The sequence below is a fragment of the Cognatishimia activa genome (assembly GCF_026016445.1).
GTDB lineage: Bacteria > Pseudomonadota > Alphaproteobacteria > Rhodobacterales > Rhodobacteraceae > Cognatishimia > Cognatishimia activa_B.
Map to the genome: position 1 here is coordinate 1,070,000 of NZ_CP096147.1, position 17,640 is coordinate 1,087,639.

17 protein-coding genes are annotated in these 17,640 nt (G+C 54.4%); 8 read left to right on the forward strand and 9 right to left on the reverse strand.

Translation table 11 applies throughout. The features are described from left to right. Positions 1-78 precede the first annotated feature (78 nt). Positions 79-3,084, forward strand: coding sequence for a ribonuclease E/G (locus M0D42_RS05190; protein ID WP_265020538.1), 3,006 nt, complete (start codon positions 79-81; stop codon positions 3,082-3,084). Between the two features lie 115 nt (positions 3,085-3,199). Here M0D42_RS05190 and M0D42_RS05195 read toward each other — a convergent pair whose 3' ends face one another. Then, on the reverse strand, positions 3,200-3,427 hold the full coding sequence (locus M0D42_RS05195; protein ID WP_265020539.1) for a sulfurtransferase TusA family protein: 228 nt from the start codon (positions 3,425-3,427) through the stop codon (positions 3,200-3,202). A gap of 105 nt (positions 3,428-3,532) precedes the next feature. Between M0D42_RS05195 and M0D42_RS05200 the strand changes: the two genes are divergently transcribed. The 3 genes from M0D42_RS05200 (at position 3,533) to M0D42_RS05210 (ending at position 6,902) form a co-directional block, all read left to right on the forward strand. Next, positions 3,533-4,282, forward strand: a complete 750-nt coding sequence (locus tag M0D42_RS05200) for a cytochrome c biogenesis CcdA family protein (protein ID WP_265020540.1) — start codon at positions 3,533-3,535, stop codon at positions 4,280-4,282. 62 nt (positions 4,283-4,344) lie between these two features. Continuing rightward, on the forward strand, positions 4,345-5,547 hold the full coding sequence (locus tag M0D42_RS05205; RefSeq protein WP_265021105.1) for a hypothetical protein: 1,203 nt from the start codon (positions 4,345-4,347) through the stop codon (positions 5,545-5,547). After that, positions 5,547-6,902: a cytochrome P450 gene (locus tag M0D42_RS05210; protein WP_265021106.1), complete on the forward strand. Its 1,356-nt coding sequence runs from the start codon at positions 5,547-5,549 to the stop codon at positions 6,900-6,902. The genes M0D42_RS05205 and M0D42_RS05210 overlap by 1 nt, the downstream gene beginning before the upstream one ends. 59 nt (positions 6,903-6,961) lie before the next feature. On the opposite strand, the gene M0D42_RS05215 is transcribed toward M0D42_RS05210, so the two are convergent. Together M0D42_RS05215 and M0D42_RS05220 are read right to left on the reverse strand one after the other, a co-directional pair. Continuing rightward, on the reverse strand, positions 6,962-7,078 hold the full coding sequence (locus M0D42_RS05215) for an entericidin EcnA/B family protein (protein ID WP_265020541.1): 117 nt from the start codon (positions 7,076-7,078) through the stop codon (positions 6,962-6,964). Position 7,079: 1 nt separating this feature from the next. After that, positions 7,080-8,894 carry an extracellular solute-binding protein gene (locus tag M0D42_RS05220; protein ID WP_265020542.1) on the reverse strand — a complete coding sequence of 605 codons (1,815 nt, stop codon included), beginning with the start codon at positions 8,892-8,894 and terminating at the stop codon, positions 7,080-7,082. 315 nt (positions 8,895-9,209) lie between these two features. On the opposite strand from M0D42_RS05220, the gene M0D42_RS05225 reads away from it, so the two are divergent. Both M0D42_RS05225 and M0D42_RS05230 read left to right on the forward strand, forming a co-directional pair. After that, positions 9,210-9,983 carry a 3-hydroxybutyrate dehydrogenase gene (locus M0D42_RS05225; RefSeq protein WP_265020543.1) on the forward strand — a complete coding sequence of 258 codons (774 nt, stop codon included), beginning with the start codon at positions 9,210-9,212 and terminating at the stop codon, positions 9,981-9,983. Positions 9,984-10,053: 70 nt separating this feature from the next. Continuing rightward, a complete protein-coding gene (locus M0D42_RS05230) occupies positions 10,054-11,079 on the forward strand; it encodes a patatin-like phospholipase family protein (RefSeq protein ID WP_265020544.1) in 1,026 nt (341 codons plus the stop codon). On the opposite strand, the gene M0D42_RS05235 is transcribed toward M0D42_RS05230, so the two are convergent. From M0D42_RS05235 to M0D42_RS05250, 4 genes are all read right to left on the reverse strand, one after another. Next, positions 11,080-11,844, reverse strand: coding sequence for a DUF502 domain-containing protein (locus M0D42_RS05235; RefSeq protein WP_265020545.1), 765 nt, complete (start codon positions 11,842-11,844; stop codon positions 11,080-11,082). 72 nt (positions 11,845-11,916) lie between these two features. Next, positions 11,917-12,831, reverse strand: a complete 915-nt coding sequence (locus tag M0D42_RS05240) for a pseudouridine-5'-phosphate glycosidase (RefSeq protein ID WP_265020546.1) — start codon at positions 12,829-12,831, stop codon at positions 11,917-11,919. Then, positions 12,828-13,721 carry a PfkB family carbohydrate kinase gene (locus M0D42_RS05245; RefSeq protein WP_265020547.1) on the reverse strand — a complete coding sequence of 298 codons (894 nt, stop codon included), beginning with the start codon at positions 13,719-13,721 and terminating at the stop codon, positions 12,828-12,830. The genes M0D42_RS05240 and M0D42_RS05245 overlap by 4 nt, the downstream gene beginning before the upstream one ends. Before the next feature lie 45 nt (positions 13,722-13,766). Beyond that, the gene (locus M0D42_RS05250) at positions 13,767-14,558 is read right to left on the reverse strand and encodes a DUF4198 domain-containing protein (RefSeq protein WP_265020548.1); all 792 of its coding nucleotides are present in this window, start codon (positions 14,556-14,558) and stop codon (positions 13,767-13,769) included. Between M0D42_RS05250 and M0D42_RS05255 the strand changes: the two genes are divergently transcribed. Then, positions 14,557-15,705 carry a HupE/UreJ family protein gene (locus M0D42_RS05255; protein WP_265020549.1) on the forward strand — a complete coding sequence of 383 codons (1,149 nt, stop codon included), beginning with the start codon at positions 14,557-14,559 and terminating at the stop codon, positions 15,703-15,705. The genes M0D42_RS05250 and M0D42_RS05255 overlap by 2 nt on opposite strands. A 59-nt stretch (positions 15,706-15,764) precedes the next feature. Here the strand turns inward: M0D42_RS05255 and M0D42_RS05260 are convergent, their stop codons facing one another. Continuing rightward, the gene (locus M0D42_RS05260) at positions 15,765-16,385 is read right to left on the reverse strand and encodes a thiamine phosphate synthase (RefSeq protein WP_265020550.1); all 621 of its coding nucleotides are present in this window, start codon (positions 16,383-16,385) and stop codon (positions 15,765-15,767) included. Between the two features lie 68 nt (positions 16,386-16,453). Further along, the gene (locus M0D42_RS05265; protein ID WP_265020551.1) at positions 16,454-16,783 is read right to left on the reverse strand and encodes a TfoX/Sxy family protein; all 330 of its coding nucleotides are present in this window, start codon (positions 16,781-16,783) and stop codon (positions 16,454-16,456) included. Between the two features lie 103 nt (positions 16,784-16,886). On the opposite strand from M0D42_RS05265, the gene M0D42_RS05270 reads away from it, so the two are divergent. Next, complete coding sequence (locus tag M0D42_RS05270; protein WP_265020552.1) at positions 16,887-17,624, forward strand: RNA methyltransferase; 738 nt, start codon at positions 16,887-16,889, stop codon at positions 17,622-17,624. Positions 17,625-17,640 lie beyond the last annotated feature (16 nt).

The window sequence follows — 17,640 nt, forward strand, 5'->3', positions numbered from 1 at the left end:
ACACCCCACGCAGAGCAATGAACCGCCCGGATTGACACCCCGGCGCGTAAGGCTTTCGCGCGGGTGCAAACGGAAAACATGGCTAAGAAAATGCTCATCGATGCCACCCACGCCGAGGAAACTCGCGTTGTGGTGGTTGACGGAAACAAGGTTGAGGAATTCGACTTTGAATCCGAAAACAAACGCCAGCTCGCTGGCAATATCTATCTAGCAAAAGTTACACGGGTCGAGCCGTCCTTGCAGGCGGCGTTTGTGGACTATGGCGGAAATCGTCATGGGTTTTTGGCTTTCTCTGAAATCCATCCTGACTATTATCAGATTCCGGTCGCAGACCGCGAAGCTCTGATGGAAGAGGAACGTGCCTACGCGGAAGCGATGAAGGCACGGGATGAAGAAGACGAAAAGCCAAAGCCAAAGCGCGCCCGTCGCTCACGCTCTAAGTCTCGCAGCAAAAAGGCTGAGGCGGCGCCAGCGAATGATCAGATCGAAGGTATGGAAACCATCGATCTGGAAGAAGGCGCGACCGGGGAAGACAGCGTTGCCATCGTTGATGATGCAGAAACTGCAAAACCAGAGACTGAAGTTGTAGCAGAAGCACCTGTCGAGGCAGCTGAGGAACCAGCTGCTGAAGCACAAGCTGAAGAATCCTCCGTTGAGGAACCAGCCGTGGAAACAGAATTCGCTGAAACTAGCGACGATGCTTCTGAGAAAGCCCCATCTGAGGAAGACGACAAGCCAGGCAAGACCATGGCTGCGAAATCTGATGGTGATGAAAAAGATGCGGTTGCCACTCAGGATCCTGAGACTGGTGAAGAGACCGTAAAAGACGCAGCACCTGCCGAAGAAGCCGAAGCGGAAGCGACCGAAGAAACAGCTGAAGCACCGGCTGAAGAAGAGGCTGTGACTGAAGCTGCGCCTGAAGACGTCACAGAAGAAGCGCCTGCGGAAACTGAGACAGCGCAAACAGCGACAGAAGAAGCGTCGGAAGAGAATACCGAAGAGAGCGCTGAACAAAACAAATCTGACGACGCTTCTGAAGAGGCCGCCTCTGAAGATAACAATGACGAGGAAGAGGAAGACGAAAAGTCCCGCAAATCCCGTCGTAAATCCAAGGCGAGTGAAAAGGACACATCGATTGAATCCGTAGCGGATGACGATGATAGCGAAGATATCCGTCCGCCACGCAAGCCGCGTCCACGTCGTTACAAAATTCAGGAAGTCATCAAGGTTCGCCAGATCCTACTGGTACAGGTCGTTAAAGAAGAGCGCGGCAACAAGGGCGCTGCTCTGACAACCTACCTCAGCCTTGCAGGTCGTTACTGCGTTCTGATGCCAAACACCGCGCGCGGTGGCGGCATCTCTCGCAAGATCACCAATGTGACCGACCGCAAGAAGCTTAAAGAGATCGCAAACGAGATCGACGTGCCAACGGGCGCGGGTCTGATCATTCGGACGGCTGGCGCGAAACGCACCAAGACCGAGATCAAGCGTGACTATGAATATCTTCAGCGTCTGTGGGAACAGATCCGCGAGCTGACTCTGAAGTCTTCCGCGCCTGCGAAGATCTATGAGGAAGGCGACCTGATCAAACGCTCGATCCGCGACCTCTATTCACGTGAGATCGACGAGGTTCTGGTGGAAGGCGAACGCGGCTATCGCATCGCCAAGGACTTCATGAAAATGATCATGCCGTCCCACGCCAAGAACGTGAAAAACTATCAGGACGCGCTGCCTTTGTTCGCGCGCTATCAGGTGGAAAGCTACCTCGGTGGTATGTTCAACCCGACAGTGCAGCTGAAATCTGGCGGCTACATCGTGATCGGTGTGACCGAAGCACTGGTGGCAGTCGATGTGAACTCTGGTCGTGCGACCAAAGAGGGCTCCATCGAAGAGACTGCGCTGAAGACCAACCTGGAAGCGGCAGAAGAAGTTGCACGCCAACTGCGTTTGCGTGACCTCGCCGGTCTGATCGTCATCGACTTCATCGATATGGACGAGCGCAAGAACAACACCGCGGTTGAGAAGCGTCTGAAAGATAAGTTGAAAACCGACCGTGCGCGCATCCAAGTGGGTCGTATCTCTGGATTTGGCTTGCTCGAGATGTCCCGCCAGCGTCTGCGTCCGGGCATGATCGAAGCGACCACTCAGCCATGTCCACATTGTCACGGTACAGGACTTATTCGTTCCGATGACAACCTCGCGCTGAACATCCTGCGTCAGATCGAGGAAGAAGGCACGCGCCGTCGCTCTCGTGAGGTTCTGGTCAAAGCACCAGTGGCAATCGCGAACTATCTGATGAATCAGAAGCGCGAACATATCGCTCAGATCGAAGCGCGCTATGGCCTGTCCGTGCGTGTTGAAGCAGATGTACATTTGATTTCACCTGATTTCTCCATCGAGAAGTTCAAAACTGCAACTCGCATCGTACCGGAACCATCCGCGCCGGTTGTGTCTGTTGATACGAGCCTGATGGATCAGATCGACAGCGATATTGAAGACGCGGAAGTGGTTGAAGAGACCCCAGCGGCTGAGGACGAAGAACAAAAGCCGAAGAAACGCCGTCGTCGTCGCCGTCGTCGCAAAGGTCGTGGCGACCAAGCGGGTGATGAGGCGTCTCAAGAGAACAGCGATCAGGAAAACTCTGAGTCTGCAGACAGTGCCGAGTCTGAAGCAGCCAAAACCGATGAGGCCGAAGCTCCGGACACGGAAGCATCTAAGGATGATGCTGCGGAAGAAGCGAAGGACGCAGAAAAAGACGAGGCCAAGGAAGAAAAGCCAAAGCGTCGTCGTCGTCGCTCCAGCAAATCGAAAAAAGCTGAAGAAGAGAAAGCTGTGGAAGCACCTGCCGAGGAGGTGCCAGCAGAAGAGCCTGTGAAAGCCGAGGCTGAACCAGCTCCAGAAGCACCAGCAGAAGCTCCGGTTGAAGCGGCGGCACCAATCGAAGATGCGGGCGACGTTCAAGTTCTTGAAAAAGAACCAGAGCCGCAGGTCGAAGAGGTGAAAGTGGAAGAGGCCAAGGTTGAAGACCCTAAGGCAGATGAACCACCAAAGCCAAAACGCCGTGGCTGGTGGTCAATGAAATAAAGAATGCGCCGGATCTTTGATCCGGCGTTTTTTATTCCGTGTAGTTAAATCCTTAGGGGTTACGCCCCTCGGCCTGCGGCCTCACCCCTGAGTATTTTGCAAAGGTGAATAAGGGTCAGCCTTTTTGAACGGTGAAGTAGATCGCGCCGTTTTCTTCATGGCTTTTGATCAAAGCATGGCCCTGTTCATTACAGAAATGCGGCACATCGACGATGGAGGCCGGATCATCGGCGATCAACACAATCTGATCACCTGACGACAACGGCATCATGCGTTTGCGCAGCTTCAAAACGGGCAAGGGGCAAAGTAGCCCCAAAGCATCTATTTCTGGAGTATCCGTCATAACGTGCCCATTAGCGCTGATGTTTCAGCAAGTCCACAGGCTTGTGATAGCCCGTGTGCCCATATGCCTCGTGACGTGGCTCGCGCGATGGCCTGTGTGAGTCCTATGTTTGGAATAGATATCATCGACGCCGCGCTACTGCCGGCCATGATTGTTGCGCTGGTGGCAGGGTTTATCTCTTTCCTCAGCCCCTGTGTGTTGCCAATTGTGCCACCCTATTTGGCCTACATGAGTGGCGTGTCTGTCACCGATCTCTCAGAAGGCAAGGCACAGAACAAAGCGGTCATGCCAGCGCTCTTCTTTGTGCTGGGCCTGTCGACGGTGTTCTTATTCCTTGGATTTACCGCTTCGGCCATAGGAACGCTGTTTTTAGAGTATCAACAGTGGTTTAACTATATCGCCGGTGCGTTGGTCATGTTCTTTGGAGCGCATTTTGTTGGCGTTTATCGCATTGGTTTCTTGGATCGAGAGGCGCGTATCGACGTAGGTGATCGCGGTGGCAGCTCTTTTGGGGCTTACATCCTTGGTCTTGCCTTTGCCTTTGGCTGGACGCCCTGCATTGGGCCGCAATTAGGTGCGATCCTGTCGATGGCCGCCACAGAGGCCTCTGTCACACGCGGTACGCTGTTGCTGGCCGTCTATGCCGCGGGTCTGGGAATACCCTTCCTGCTGGTCGCCGCCTTCTTGCCGCGCCTCACAGGTGTCATGGCTTGGATGAAACGTCATATGGAGCGTATCGAGCGCATCATGGGCCTTTTGTTGTGGACCATTGGCCTTCTGATGCTGACTGGTGGCTTCTCAGCCTTTTCTTATTGGCTTCTAGAGACATTCCCGGCCTTGGCGGTTCTGGGTTAAGGCGTTACTCTGATCTCAACTGACGTGCAGTAAGACACGCGGAGATCAGATTGGCCGAGCAGATGCCACAAACCGTCAAAACGCGCCGGGTGTTTTATATCCCCGGCTATGATCCGATTCATCCGCGTCGGTATCGCGAGCTTTACCGCAAGGAGGGCGCGGCGCAGGGCGATATTTCAGGCTATGAAGTTGCGCTGAAACCCAAACAGACCAAAGGTGCCTATGGTTGGCGTGTCGAAGGCTCGATTGAAGGCGGGGAAACCGTTGCCGACGTCGAGGTCCTCGTTTGGTCAGATATCGTGCAGGACAGCATGGATCTGGGCGTTTGGGCGACCTATCAGCAGATGGTTATCACGGCCTGGCGTTATATCGGCTCCGGCGCGCTTTGGCGCTTGATGCGCCTGCGCAAAGGGCCCGTCGTTGCCGCGCTTTATCCCGTTGTCTTTCTGGTGGTTCAGCTGCTGCTCGCGCTGTTGGTTGCAGCGGGCATTGGTTGGCTGATTTCCCTGTGGCTACCCGCGTGGGTGGGGCTGCTTGGCTTGGGCGTCGTACCACCGATGCTGCATTGGTTCAAAAAGCAAGATAATAAGATCCTCGCCTATTACCTGATGCATGATTATTCCTATTCAGCCTCCACGCGCGGATCTAATCCCCCCGAACTCGAAGAGCGGATGTCGGAATTCGCTGCGCGCATTGCGGAGGTGCTTGAGGGGGATGCGGATGAGGTTCTGGTGGTCGGCCATAGCTCTGGAGCGCATCTGGCGGTCTCTGTCATTTCCGATCTGATCCGGGCAGGGAAGGTTAAACCAGGCGGCCCCGTATTAAGCTTTCTTTCACTTGGGCAGGTGGTGCCCATGGTGTCCTTCTTGCCCGAAGCGCGTCGGTTGAGAGCGGATTTAAGGTATTTGTGCCAAAAAGAAGAACTGACTTGGGTGGATGTAACAGCGCCTGGAGATGGCTGCGCCTTTGCGCTCTGTGATCCGGTGTCTGTGACTGGCGTCGCACCTGACGAGGGTAAACTTTGGCCATTGGTGCTGTCAGCGGCTTTCACGCAGACCCTCAGCCCAGAGCGTTGGGCGGAATTGCGGTGGAAGTTTTTCAGACTGCATTTCCAATATCTCTGTGCTTTCGACAATCCTGGTGACTACGACTACTTCAAGATCACGGCTGGTCCAGTGACCTTAGGGCAGAGATTTGAAGGGCGTCACCCATCAGCCTCCCGGATTGAAGCGCCGGTCAATAAATTCACTTCGGTGACGCAATGATGGTGAAGCCGCCAAAACCGCCATCAAGGCCGCCTAAGGTTTCGTTGATGCAATATGCGAAGCTTTTCAAACAAGACATTCTTTCGGCTCAGCCGGCGCGGCTTTACCGGGCATGGATGGCCGAGTTTCGCACGCCTTTCTTTCGGTCCTATCTGGTAAACCAGCCCAATCTGGTGAAGACGGTTTTAAAGGATCGTCCAGATGAGTTTCCGAAGTCGGAGCGGGTCTCAGAAGGGCTTAAACCTCTGCTTGGAAACTCGGTTTTCCTCACCAACGGAGAGGTCTGGAAGAAGCAGCGGCGCATCATTGATCCAGCTTTTGAAGGCGGGCGGCTGCGCGATACTTTTCCGGCGATGTGGTCAGCGGCGGAGGCTGCGGTCGAACGCCTGAAAAGCCAAACAGGGCGCGACATAGAAATCGAAGAAGAAACCAGCCACGCGGCGGCGGATGTGATCTTTCGCACGCTCTTCTCGATCCCGATCGAACATGAACTTGCAAGTCAGGTCTTCTCAGAGTTTCGGAGCTATCAACGAAGCCAGCCCATCTTGAATATCGCAGCTCTGGTGCCGCTGCCGCGTTGGATGCCGCGGTTTTTCAGTCGCAAAACCAAAGATACCGCGGCATCGATCCGAGCCTTAATCAGCCAGCTGACGAAGGAACGCATGGCGGCGATTGAGGCGGGCACCGCTCCGGATGATCTGGCAACGAAGATCATGACAACCACAGACCCGGAAACCGGAGAGCGTTTCACGGCAGAGGAAATGGTTGATCAGGTTGCGATCTTCTTTCTGGCGGGTCATGAAACCAGTGCGTCAGCTTTGGCCTGGACGCTTTATCTGATGGCGCTTTATCCGGATTGGCAGGAGAAACTGGCGGAGGAAGCCAAGGCGCTTGAAGGGCCAGATTTCTCAGTAATGAGCAGGCTCAAGCTCAGCAGGGATGTCTTCCGCGAAAGCCTGCGTCTTTACCCGCCTGTGCCAATGATGGTGCGAGAAAGCAAATGCCCAGTCGAGTTTCGTGATCGGAATGTGGCCAAGGGCAGCCAGATTGTCCTTTCGCCCTGGCATCTGCATCGCCATGAGCGCCTATGGGACAACCCGGATGGTTTTGACCCGACACGCTGGCAAAGCGAAAACGGTAAGCAATGCATGCGCGAAGCTTATATGCCGTTTTCGGCAGGGCCACGCGTCTGTACCGGTGCTGGCTTTGCCATGGTTGAAGGGCCGCTGATCCTTTCCATGATCCTGCGCGATTTCAAGATTGAAGCTGTAAAGGGTAGGGAGCCGGTGCCCGTTGCGCATCTGACAGTGCGCAGCAAAGATGGGATCTGGCTAAGGCTTACGCCTCGATCTTGACATCAGAGATGAAAAGAGGCGCCGAAGCGCCTCAAATTCTTTGGTTTGGACCATCTCGCTTAGAACCAGCTCGATACTCGACGCGCGCCACCAGAGATATCTTCTCCGACGCCTTCAACGGTTGCACAAGCCGCCAGAGCGGCACAGAAAACAAATGTCAGTGCGATTGCCTTCATCTTATTCCTCATACCACCAAGTTTCTGGTGTCATCCAAAAGCCTTCGCCGTAGATCGGCGTTTTATCCGGGTAGCGCATTTCTTTCACATGGGCAATGCGGCCGACTGCATAGTTCCAGAAAGGGATCACATAGCGTCCAGCCATCAGGGTCCGGTCCAGCGCTTTGGTGGCTGCCACGAAGTCCTCCTGGCTTTCGGAAGTCAACATTGCGGTGATCAAACCGTCAATCGCTGGTGATTTCACACCCATCCAGTTGCGTGCGCCTTCCTGATCCGCGGCTTCGCTGCCCCAGTAAAGGAACTGCTCGTTACCCGGGCTCAGAGAGAGGCTGCGACGGAACCATGCCAGATCGAAGTCATAGCTGTTTGTGCGTTCGGTATATTGAGGCCCATCCAGGACCTCGATTTTGAGGCCGATGCCCAGACGATCGAGCGACTCTTTATAGATATCGACCACTGACTGGGTTTCGGTATCTCCTTGGCGCAGGGTGATGTTGAGAACCAGCGGTTCACCGGCTTCGTTCTTCAGAACGCCCTCGTCAATGGAGAAGCCCGCGTCAGTCAGAAGATCTGCTGCTTTGCGGATATTTGCGCGGTTGCGTGCGGTGCCATCAGAGACCGGCAGGCTATAACCTTCAAGCGCGCCTTCGGGAAGAGCGCCAGCGTGATCGCTTAGAAATTCTGCCACGCGCCCTTTGGCGGTATCATGCTCCATGCCCAGCACTGAGTTGCTGAAGTAGGAGGTGATGCGTGGCTGGCGACCACCGGTGATGGTGTCATTAATAAATTCAAAGTTGAAAGCCTGCAAAAGTGCCTCGCGCACCCGGATGTCATCCAGAGGCGCACGGCGTGTGTTCATCACCAGACCGGTCATGCCAGACGGCTTTTGGTGCAGGAATTCGCTTTTGACAACGTCACCAGACTGAGCGCGCGGAAAGTCATAGTTAGTTGCCCATTTCTCGGCATTGAATTCGCGCAGGAAGCTGATTTCACCAGCTTTGAAAGCCTCGGTCAAAACGCCTGAGTCACCAAAGAACTCAATCCGAAGTTCATCAAAGTTATGGGTGCCCCGGCGAAAAGCGAGATCTTTGCCCCAGTAATCTGGGTTCCGGCTAAGAACAACGTAGCGGTTCGCTTCAAAGTCGCTGACCATATAGGGCGAGGTGCCCATCGGCACTTGCTCAAGCGTACTGTCATTGATGTCCATGCCATCCCATTGGGATTTCTTCAGGATCGGACGTAGGCCCGCAATCAGCGCAAGCTCGCGGTCTTCCACAGCGAAGGTCATGCGGACAGAGCGCTCAGCGGTCTGTTCGATGGTGTCGATTTTCTTCCAAAACCCGTGATAGCGCGGGTGACCTACGGTGCCCAGCGTCTCATAGGACCAGATCACATCTTCGACCGTCACAGGGCTGCCATCCCAGAATTTCGCCTCAGGTCTCAAAGTGAACTCAACCCATTCGCGATTCGGTCCGGTCTCGATTGTCTCTGCCAGAAGGCCATAAAGCGCGAAAGGCTCGTCGCGGTTACGGCCCATCAGGCTTTCATAAGCGAAGAAGCGCAGCTGCCATGGCACTTTGCCCTTACGCACGAAGGGGTTAAGCGAATCAAATCCACCGTTGTTGCCGGTAACGATTCGTCCGCCCTTTGGCGCATCGGGGTTCGCATAGGGCAATGATACAAAATCTGGTGGCAGAACCGGGTCGCCATACATAGCGATGCCATGTTTGGGTTCCGCGAAAGCCGATGTGCCCATGAAAATAAGAGCCAAAGCGGCGCTTTTTTGAATAAATCTGCGGAAACGATCTGATGCCATCTGCCGAACAATCCCTCAATGCCTTTGTTTCTTTGGCTATAACGTAGCGAGGGATTCCTGCCATATCAAACTTTTAGCTTGGACTCTTGGCATGAGATTGCTTATAAAGATGTCACTGCTCGATAGGTTTCTTGCCTGTATGAAACCTGCCTCAATAACTTTACGCCCGCTTCGCGCGGGCGTTTTTTTTGGTTAAACGAAACTGCAGTCTTTTGTCCGTAGGAATACCTGCGGCGTGATTTCCCCTTATTTTGCGAATGCAGCATGCTATGTTGCGACCGCAAAGTTAATTTGAAAAGCGTCAGGGGACAGGACATGGCAGTGCAGGGCAAGACAGCAATCATCACTGGTTCAAATTCAGGAATCGGTTTGGGGATTGCGCGCGAGTTGGCAAAGGCCGGCGCGAATGTGGTTCTGAACTCTTTTACCGACCGCGATGAAGATCACGCTCTGGCGGCGGGCATTGCTGAAGAGTTTGGAGTCTCTGCGCAGTACGTGAAAGCGGACATGTCAAAAGGCGATGAATGTCGCGCTCTGATTGAGAAGGCGGGCGGCTGCGATATTCTTGTGAATAACGCGGGTATTCAGCATGTGGCCCCGATTGATCAGTTTCCGGTCGACAAATGGGACGCAATCATTGCGATCAATATGAATTCGGCCTTTCACACCATGGCGGCTGCGCTACCTGTGATGCGTGAACGTGGCTGGGGACGGATTGTTAACATCGCTTCGGCCCATGGTCTCACCGCATCGCCTTATAAGGCCGCCTATATTGCTGCAAAACATGGTGTTGTTGGCATGTCAAAAACCGTGGCCCTTGAAACTGCCGAAGAACCGATCACCTGCAACGCCATCTGTCCGGGTTATGTGCTGACACCACTGGTTGAAGCGCAAATTCCTGACACGATGAAGGAATACAATATGTCCCGCGAGGAGGTGGTGAAGAATGTCATGCTGACGCGCCAGCCTTCCAAGGAATTTGCGACCGTCGAACAGCTGGGTGGCACAACGGTTTTCCTCTGTTCTGATGCAGCGGCTCAGATCACAGGCACAACGATCAGTGTTGATGGTGGCTGGACTGCGCTTTAAGCGACTGTGATGAGGGGCGCTGCCCCTCAAACTCCCCGAGGTATTTTCGCCAAAAAGAAGGGTATAGGCCGTGGTTCGGATTAACTTGGCTTTGCAAGGCGGCGGCGCACATGGCGCGTTTACCTGGGGTGTACTGGATGTATTGCTGCAGGAGCCTGATGTCGAGATTGCAGCGATTTCTGGCACCTCTGCCGGGGCGCTGAACGGAGCGGCTCTCAAAGCCGGTTACCTTTCAGGTGGGGCTGAAGCTGCGCGCGAAAATCTGGATTGGCTCTGGGGCAAGATGGGGGCCATAAGCGGGCCCGCTATGACCCAATGGATGGGCAGCTGGGGCGCAGGCGCCGTGGCCAAAACGCTGGAGTATTCCTTGCCCTTTATGATGGCTGATATGGCGAGCCGCATGGTTTCACCCTATGCCTACGGCCCTTTTTACAGCCATCCGCTGAAACCTATCGCCGAAGCTTTTAATTACGAGAAGATTTGCTCTGATCACCCGCTGAAGCTCTTTGTCTGTGCGACCAATGTGCGGACCGGCAAAGCAAGGGTTTTTTCCTGCAATGAAATCAACACCGATGTGCTTCTGGCTTCGGCCTGCCTGCCGACGCTGTTTCAGGCCGTGGAAATCGATGATCCACAGACCGGGCGAAAGGATGCCTTTTGGGACGGGGGCTATACTGGCAACCCAGCCTTATGGCCATTCTTTGCACCAGAATTGCCTGATGACGTTCTGATTGTGAACATCAACCCGATCGAGCGTGGTGCAACGCCTGTCACGCCTCAGCAAATTCAATCGCGTATAAATGAGATCAGTTTTAACTCATCTCTCATGAGCGAGCTGCGCGCGATTTCTTTTGCCAAGCGTCTGATAAAAGAAGGTGCAGTTAAGAAGGGCGACATGAAGGATGTGAAAATCCACATGGTTGCTGATGATGATCTGATGAATGAGCTTTCAGTCGCGACAAAAATGGTGCCCGTACCCGCGATCCTTGCGCGACTAAAAGCGGCCGGTGAAGCGGCGGCAAAGGCGTTTTTAAAAGATCACAAGGCCAAGATTGGCAAGGAAAGCTCGGTTGATCTGACAGCGATGTATGGCTGACTATTCCGCCGCCTTTGGAGTGTCGTCTCCCAGATCAAGCGTCGGTTGGCTTGGATCTTTTTGATTTGGATAGACAAGACCTGCAGAAATCACCAGTTTTGCGGCATCTTCGACAGACATGTCGAGTTCGATGACATCGCTTTCTGGAAAAAACAGCAGGAAACCTGATGTCGGGTTTGGTGTTGTCGGTACAAAGACAGACAACAGCTGATCATCATGCGCTGCACGCTCATTGACCTCGCCCTTGGCGGTGGTCGAGATAAAGCCAACCGCCCAGATGCCCTTGCGCGGGTATTGCACAAGGCAGGCTTTCTCAAAGCTGCGCTCTGACTGCGCAAAGACGGTTTCAGCGATCTGCTTCACGCCGGAATAGATCGAACGCACGACGGGCATGCGATCCACCAGCGTTTCGGCGTAGCGGATCATAGAGCGCCCCATGAGACCCTTCGCGACCCAACCGATAAAGGCTGTGAAGATCAGGAAGAATACAACACCAACACCTCGGATATTGATTTTGACGTCTTCACCAATCCAAGCGTTATAGCGTTCGTCGCCAATCACATAACGCACAAGATTATCCGGCTGGTAGAATTCCGGAACAAATGGCAGCACAAAGCCATCCACCCAACCAATGAATGTCCAGATCAGCCAAATGGTGAACGCCACAGGCGCAATCACCACGAGACCGGTCAGGAAAGACGACCGTAACCGGGATAGAAAACCCGGCTTTGCCAGATGCGGGGGCTCGTCAAAGGGTGTTGTCATCGTGTGCTCATGTGTTTCTGGCTAGATAAGACGTCCAGCCTACCGCTTCAATAACGTGAGAAATAGAGGGCGTTAACCCTCCAATGCGCAAAGTTCGACCGCAATTTGCGAAGCGAGACGCGCATTGTTCAAAACAAGCGCAATATTGGCCTCTAATGACCGGCCTTCAGTCAGCTCAAAAATACGTGCAAGCAAGAAAGGTGTGACGCCTTTGCCGCTTACGCCTTGTTCGTCTGCTTCTTGAGTGGCCTGCGCAATAATCGGGGCCAGAACATCTGCTGCGATCTCAGCCTCTGATGGGATTGGGTTTGCAATCAACTGCCCCCCGGGCAGGCCCATACGTCTGCGCATTGCGTGGCTGGCTGCGATTTCTTTCGCTGTATCCAAGCGCAGTGGCGCTGCGAGGTCAGATTGCTGAGACCAGAATGCCGGGAAGCTGTCTTGACCATAAGCAATCACAGGCACGCCTTGGGTTTCGAGAACTTCAAGGGTTTTAGGCAGGTCGAGAATAGCCTTTGCACCTGCGGCTACAACGCTGACAGGGGTGGCGGCTAGTTCCGTCAGGTCGGCAGAGACGTCAAAACTGAGTTCAGCACCTTTGTGCACACCGCCAATGCCACCGGTTGCAAACACCTTGATGCCCGCCAGATGCGCACCGATCATGGTTGCGGCAACAGTTGTTGCGCCTGTGCGACCGGCTGCAATGCAAACTGGCATGTCAGCGCGGGAGACTTTCATGACATCTTTCGCCGTTGCAAGCGCTTCCAATTGCGCATCATCCAGACCGATGTGCAGCACGCCATCCATCACTGCGATGGTGGCTGGTGTTGCGCCGTGCTCGCGCACCGTCGCTTCGACTTTGCGCGCCACTTCGACGTTTTGCGGGTAGGGCATGCCATGGGTGATGATCGTGCTTTCCAGCGCGACAATCGGAGTGCCTGCGTCTTTGGCTTTGGCCACTTCAGGCGACATGACAAATAGGCTCATTTCGGGTTGCCTCCGGATACGTAAATGGCAGCGGCGCGGATCGCGCGATTGAGGGCTTCGTCGCGGTCAGCACCTTCGTTTTCTGCAGCGATATGCGCCGCCATGAAGGTATCGCCTGCGCCGGTTACACGGGTGACCATGACGGACGGAGGAACTTGCGTGATAATCCCGTCTGGTGTCGCGTCACTAGCGCTCTTGCCGCCATCGGTTACAAGCGCGCGCAGAGCGCCGCGTTCCAAGAGGCCAGCAGCGGCCTCTTCAGACGAGGTGAATTCTTTCTGACACAACAGACCTGCTTCTTCGAGATTTACGTAAAGCGTCGCGCGCTGGTGAACCAGGAAAGGCAGCAGGCGTTCAGCTTTGCCCGGAGAGGCAGGAGCAACCCGCAGATCAGCCTTCGCAAAGGCGGAGCTTACCGCGATCTTCTCAAGCAGGCTTTGGGTCAGGTTGCCATCAAGCGCGATATAGCCTTCGTATGGCGTCTCTTCACTGCCCAAGGTGCCATCATTCAGCGCGCGCAGGATTTTGCTGCCAGCAGCTTCCAATGAATGCGCATCGGCGATGGCGGCAATCAACCCATTTGCGCCTTCGACAGCCATATAGCGGTCGGTTGGCAGATCTTCTGAACGGTAAACATGGGTGGTTTCCAGGCCCAGATCTTCGCAGGCCTCAATCAGGTCGTCGCCTTGGGTATCGCGGCCAATCGCTGTCAGAAGCGATGGTTTTAAACCGAAACGGGCAAAGGTCATGGCGATGTTCATGGCGACGCCGCCGGGCAGGCGGGTGATCCGTCCAGCCACATCCGATCCCTGACGCATATGCACCGGCGCGCGGCCGATTACATCCCATAAAACAGAGCCGATGCAGAGAATATCATGTGATTTGGTCATAGATCGCTTTTGGCGTCAAAGCGCACAAGAGGCAAGGGGGATGACCTATTCGGGCACCGCAAATGTGAGTGCCGCCCAGAGGCTTTCCCAATCCAATTTACGCTCTTTGGTAAGTGCCGCATCTGGTCGCCGTAAAACGACGGAGTCGATCAGATAGCTGTGGCCTCTCGTAACGGGAATCGTGACCACACCTTTTGCATCTGCTCGCAGAAGTGAAATCACAACCTCGCCGGACGGGTTTCGATCAAACATCTCAACCTGCGCGTCAGCGCGAGGCTTGTCTTTGTAGAACAGCTGCAAGGGCAAGCCGTCACTCAAATCATCCGTATAAGGGTTTTTCAATGCTACGAATTCAATTTCCAACCCCGCGCGATCATCAGAACCTTCGCCATACCCCACTGCAACCAAGGACTTCGCGAAGCGGCTGTAGCCTTCTGATATGGGATAGGCCGGATCGAGCAGAGCAGATGTGTCGAGGTCTTTGTGGTTGACGAAGTCCTGAAATTTCTCAGGTTCTCTGTAAGTAATTGTCGACATTGTTGTCTGGTGCACGATCCGCAGCAGCCCCGCGGTTTCTATGTCCAACGAGAGCGCGGGATTGTCACCTGATCGCCCCTTGATGGCTGTCACAGTTTCCGCGATGCGCAATTCAGAGCGCTGGACGCGGCGGTCAAACCAACTGAGCGCACCACCTTTGAATTCTTGCCCATTTCGGAAGTTGGCCACCAGCGCCTCACCGGGTTCAACTTGAAAATTCACTGGCTCGATCCAGAACTCATGGCTAAGACTTGGCGTGGCGGCCATAACCGCAAGAACTAAGGACGTAACGAGGCGCATGATTTCAATTTCCAAGGGCTTGGCCCATAAGCTGATGCAATGGCTGTTTTTGTCAATCATTTCAGTGAGTATTTTCTCAACCTCTTCTCAAGCCCATGAGCTCAATCCGACCATCATAGACTATGTTGTTGAAGACGGCGTTATGACGCTGGATTTACGAATGAACGCCGAGGCCTTCATGTCGGGGCTGGATCTTGATGGATTGAGTGACACGAATGAAGCTGAGAAAGCGCAGGATTATGATGATCTGCAAGCAAGGGTTGGAGACGAGATCGAGGCGCTTTTTGAAGGTAGCTTTGATGAATTTGCCAGCGGGCTTTTGATCTCGACGGGTGACGCAGAGATATTGCCGAGTTTTGTTTCCATCGAGACACCTGCGGTTGCGCTGCCTGAATTTGCACGAGTGAGCGCAGTGCAGCTAACCGCGGAAATTCCTGCAACTGCTCAGTCGTTGATCTTTTCCTGGGGGCAGGGGTACGGGATTGTTGTGATCCGCCAACAGGGCGTTGACGAGCCCTATACGGGTGTTCTGAGCGGTGGAGAAACAACGCCACCGATCAGTATTAAAGGCGGTGCCGCGCTGACTGCTTGGCAGAGTTTTGTCAGTTACATTCCTGTGGGCTTTGATCATATCTTGCCCAAGGGACTTGACCACATCCTCTTTGTTCTGGGGCTGTTTTTCCTCTCATTGCGGATGGGCGCACTGCTTTGGCAGGTCACTGCTTTTACCGCAGCACACACGGTGACGCTTGCGTTGGGGGCATTGGGCATTGTGAATGTGCCGGGCAGCATCGTGGAGCCAATTATTGCTGCCTCTATTGTCTACGTCGGTGTCGAGAACATCCTGAGCAATGGGCTGAGCAAATGGCGGCCAGTTGTGGTTTTTGCCTTCGGCTTGCTGCACGGGCTTGGCTTTGCGTCGGTGCTTGGCGACTTTGGGTTGCCGAGCGGCCAGTTCATTCCGGCCCTTTTGGGATTCAACATAGGTGTTGAGCTGGGGCAGCTGGCAGTGATTGCGATGGCCTTTTTGGCTGTAGGCCTCTGGTTCGGCTCAAAGTCTTGGTACAAAGCCTATATCGCGAACCCAGCATCCGCTGTGATTGCTCTGGTTGGAGCCTATTGGGTTGTAGAACGGGTGTTTTTGTAGGATGGGGTTTTACCCCACCACAAAACCATGCATCGGTGGGGTAAATCCCCACCCTATGCCTATTTCATCGCTGCCATGAATTGCTTCATGCGCGCAAGCGGGTCTTCATCCCGCCAGATTTCTTCGCCGATGCCGAAGAAGTCCGTCACAGGCGCGAGTTTGCGGATAGTGTCTTCGTGCAGCGCACCTTCTGCCACCACGGGCACTTCAATCATCTGAGACCACCAGTCAAAGAGCTCATGCTCTGCGATGGTGCCGTCACCCAGGGGCGTTTCTGCAACTGGACCGAAACAGACATAGTCTGCCCCCATCTCACCCGCTGTCATGCCGTCGTGGCGAGATGCACCGCAGAAAGTGCCAACAATCGCGTCATCTCCGAGGTCCTTGCGCACTTTCCTCACAGACCGAGAGCCATCCACCAGATGCACACCGTCAAGGCCCAGACGTTCCGCAAGCAGAACATGTTCTGAAATCACCAGGGCGATGTCACGTGGGTAGCAAACCTCACGCACCGCGTCCGCCGCGCGGCTCAGACGGTCCTCATCACGGGTTGCCATTGCAACGCGCACGCAGGCCACCTCGACCTCATCCAGCACCTTTGCAAGTTCTGTTGGAAAGGTGCTGAGTTCGAACTCTGGCGGTGTGATCAGATAAATCTGTGGTTGCTCGATGTCAGACATAGTGCATTTCCCGGAACGTCTTTTGCGCTGCTATAGCGTGGAAAATGCGCGTTGGCCATCACCAAGCGTCATTTAGATGGCATTGCGCCCACGTAAGCCTTTGCCAGCGCAAGGATTTGCTGGCGTCGAGCGTCATCTTCAAAGAGATCTTCATCGGCGTCAATAAATCCCGGCATTGGCCGTTTGGTGAACGCCATCTCGCTGGCGCCATTGATGGCGAGCGCATCCGCTTCCAGCTCTTTCCCAACGCGAAACATGCCGCCACCCTTGTGCACGCCACAAAGCATATTGCCGTTCAGCATGAAGCAAATGCCGCCAAACATCTTCTTTTCAACGATTCCCGGTTCATCCACCAGATCATCGCGCAATAATGCCAAATGTCCTTCGTCATAGGCCATGATGACCTCCTTAAATCACTTGCTTATTGCAAGTAAACTGCGAGATGACTTGTTTTGCAAGCATGCTCTGGGTATGAGCCGCTGAATTCAGTCGGAGAGAGCCATGCCAAGTCCAAATCCACAGCCAGCTATTGTGCTGGTGCGCCCGCAGATGGGCGAAAACATCGGTGGTGCCGCACGCGCGATGTGGAACTTTGGATTGGATCGCATGCGGATCGTGAATCCGCGGGACGGCTGGCCAAACCAAAAGGCAGTGGCAATGTCATCTGGGGCAGGGCGACTGCTGGATGAGGCACAGATTTGCAACTCTGTTGCCGAAAGCATTGGCGATTGCACATATGTTTTTGCGACAACCGCGCGGGCACGAGATCTGACCAAGCCAGTGATGACACCTGAGCACGCCATGCAGGTGGCACGCGAAAAGATTGCCGCCGGTGAGAAGGTCGCTGTTCTTTTCGGCCCAGAACGGGCTGGGCTTGAGAATGAAGATATCGCGCACGCCAATGCGATCATCAATGTGCCGGTCAATCCTGAGTACGCGTCGCTCAATCTTGCGCAATGCGTTTTATTGACAGCTTACGAATGGATGCGTGGCACAGTTGATGTAGCGCCTGAACGTATGGAACTTGCTAAAACCGAGTGGGCCAATCAGGCGGAAGTTGAAGCATTGGCACGTCATTATGAAGAGCGTCTGGATGAGGCTGGCTTCTTCTTTCCAGAACCCAAAGCTGAAGGCATGAAGGTGAACCTGCGTAATATGTGGTCACGCCTACCTCTGACGCGTGCGGACGCACAGATGTTGCACGGCATGTTGCGCCAACTGTTGCGCCGTAAAGACTAAGCGGACCAAGCGCCGC

Bases quoted from the DNA above. Each gene is read 5' to 3' on its own strand.
- M0D42_RS05190 (WP_265020538.1), top strand. From the start codon at position 79: ATGGCTAAGAAAATGCTCATCGATGCCACCCACGCCGAGGAAACTCGC.
- M0D42_RS05210 (WP_265021106.1), top strand. From the start codon at position 5,547: ATGGTGAAGCCGCCAAAACCGCCATCAAGGCCGCCTAAGGTTTCGTTG.
- M0D42_RS05240 (WP_265020546.1), bottom strand. From the start codon at position 12,831: ATGAGCCTATTTGTCATGTCGCCTGAAGTGGCCAAAGCCAAAGACGCA.
- M0D42_RS05195 (WP_265020539.1), bottom strand. From the start codon at position 3,427: ATGACGGATACTCCAGAAATAGATGCTTTGGGGCTACTTTGCCCCTTG.
- M0D42_RS05270 (WP_265020552.1), top strand. From the start codon at position 16,887: ATGCCAAGTCCAAATCCACAGCCAGCTATTGTGCTGGTGCGCCCGCAG.
- M0D42_RS05250 (WP_265020548.1), bottom strand. From the start codon at position 14,558: ATGCGCCTCGTTACGTCCTTAGTTCTTGCGGTTATGGCCGCCACGCCA.
- M0D42_RS05200 (WP_265020540.1), top strand. From the start codon at position 3,533: ATGTTTGGAATAGATATCATCGACGCCGCGCTACTGCCGGCCATGATT.
- M0D42_RS05205 (WP_265021105.1), top strand. From the start codon at position 4,345: ATGCCACAAACCGTCAAAACGCGCCGGGTGTTTTATATCCCCGGCTAT.
- M0D42_RS05220 (WP_265020542.1), bottom strand. From the start codon at position 8,894: ATGGCATCAGATCGTTTCCGCAGATTTATTCAAAAAAGCGCCGCTTTG.
- M0D42_RS05225 (WP_265020543.1), top strand. From the start codon at position 9,210: ATGGCAGTGCAGGGCAAGACAGCAATCATCACTGGTTCAAATTCAGGA.
- M0D42_RS05260 (WP_265020550.1), bottom strand. From the start codon at position 16,385: ATGTCTGACATCGAGCAACCACAGATTTATCTGATCACACCGCCAGAG.
- M0D42_RS05245 (WP_265020547.1), bottom strand. From the start codon at position 13,721: ATGACCAAATCACATGATATTCTCTGCATCGGCTCTGTTTTATGGGAT.
- M0D42_RS05235 (WP_265020545.1), bottom strand. From the start codon at position 11,844: ATGACAACACCCTTTGACGAGCCCCCGCATCTGGCAAAGCCGGGTTTT.
- M0D42_RS05215 (WP_265020541.1), bottom strand. From the start codon at position 7,078: ATGAAGGCAATCGCACTGACATTTGTTTTCTGTGCCGCTCTGGCGGCT.
- M0D42_RS05255 (WP_265020549.1), top strand. From the start codon at position 14,557: ATGATTTCAATTTCCAAGGGCTTGGCCCATAAGCTGATGCAATGGCTG.
- M0D42_RS05265 (WP_265020551.1), bottom strand. From the start codon at position 16,783: ATGGCCTATGACGAAGGACATTTGGCATTATTGCGCGATGATCTGGTG.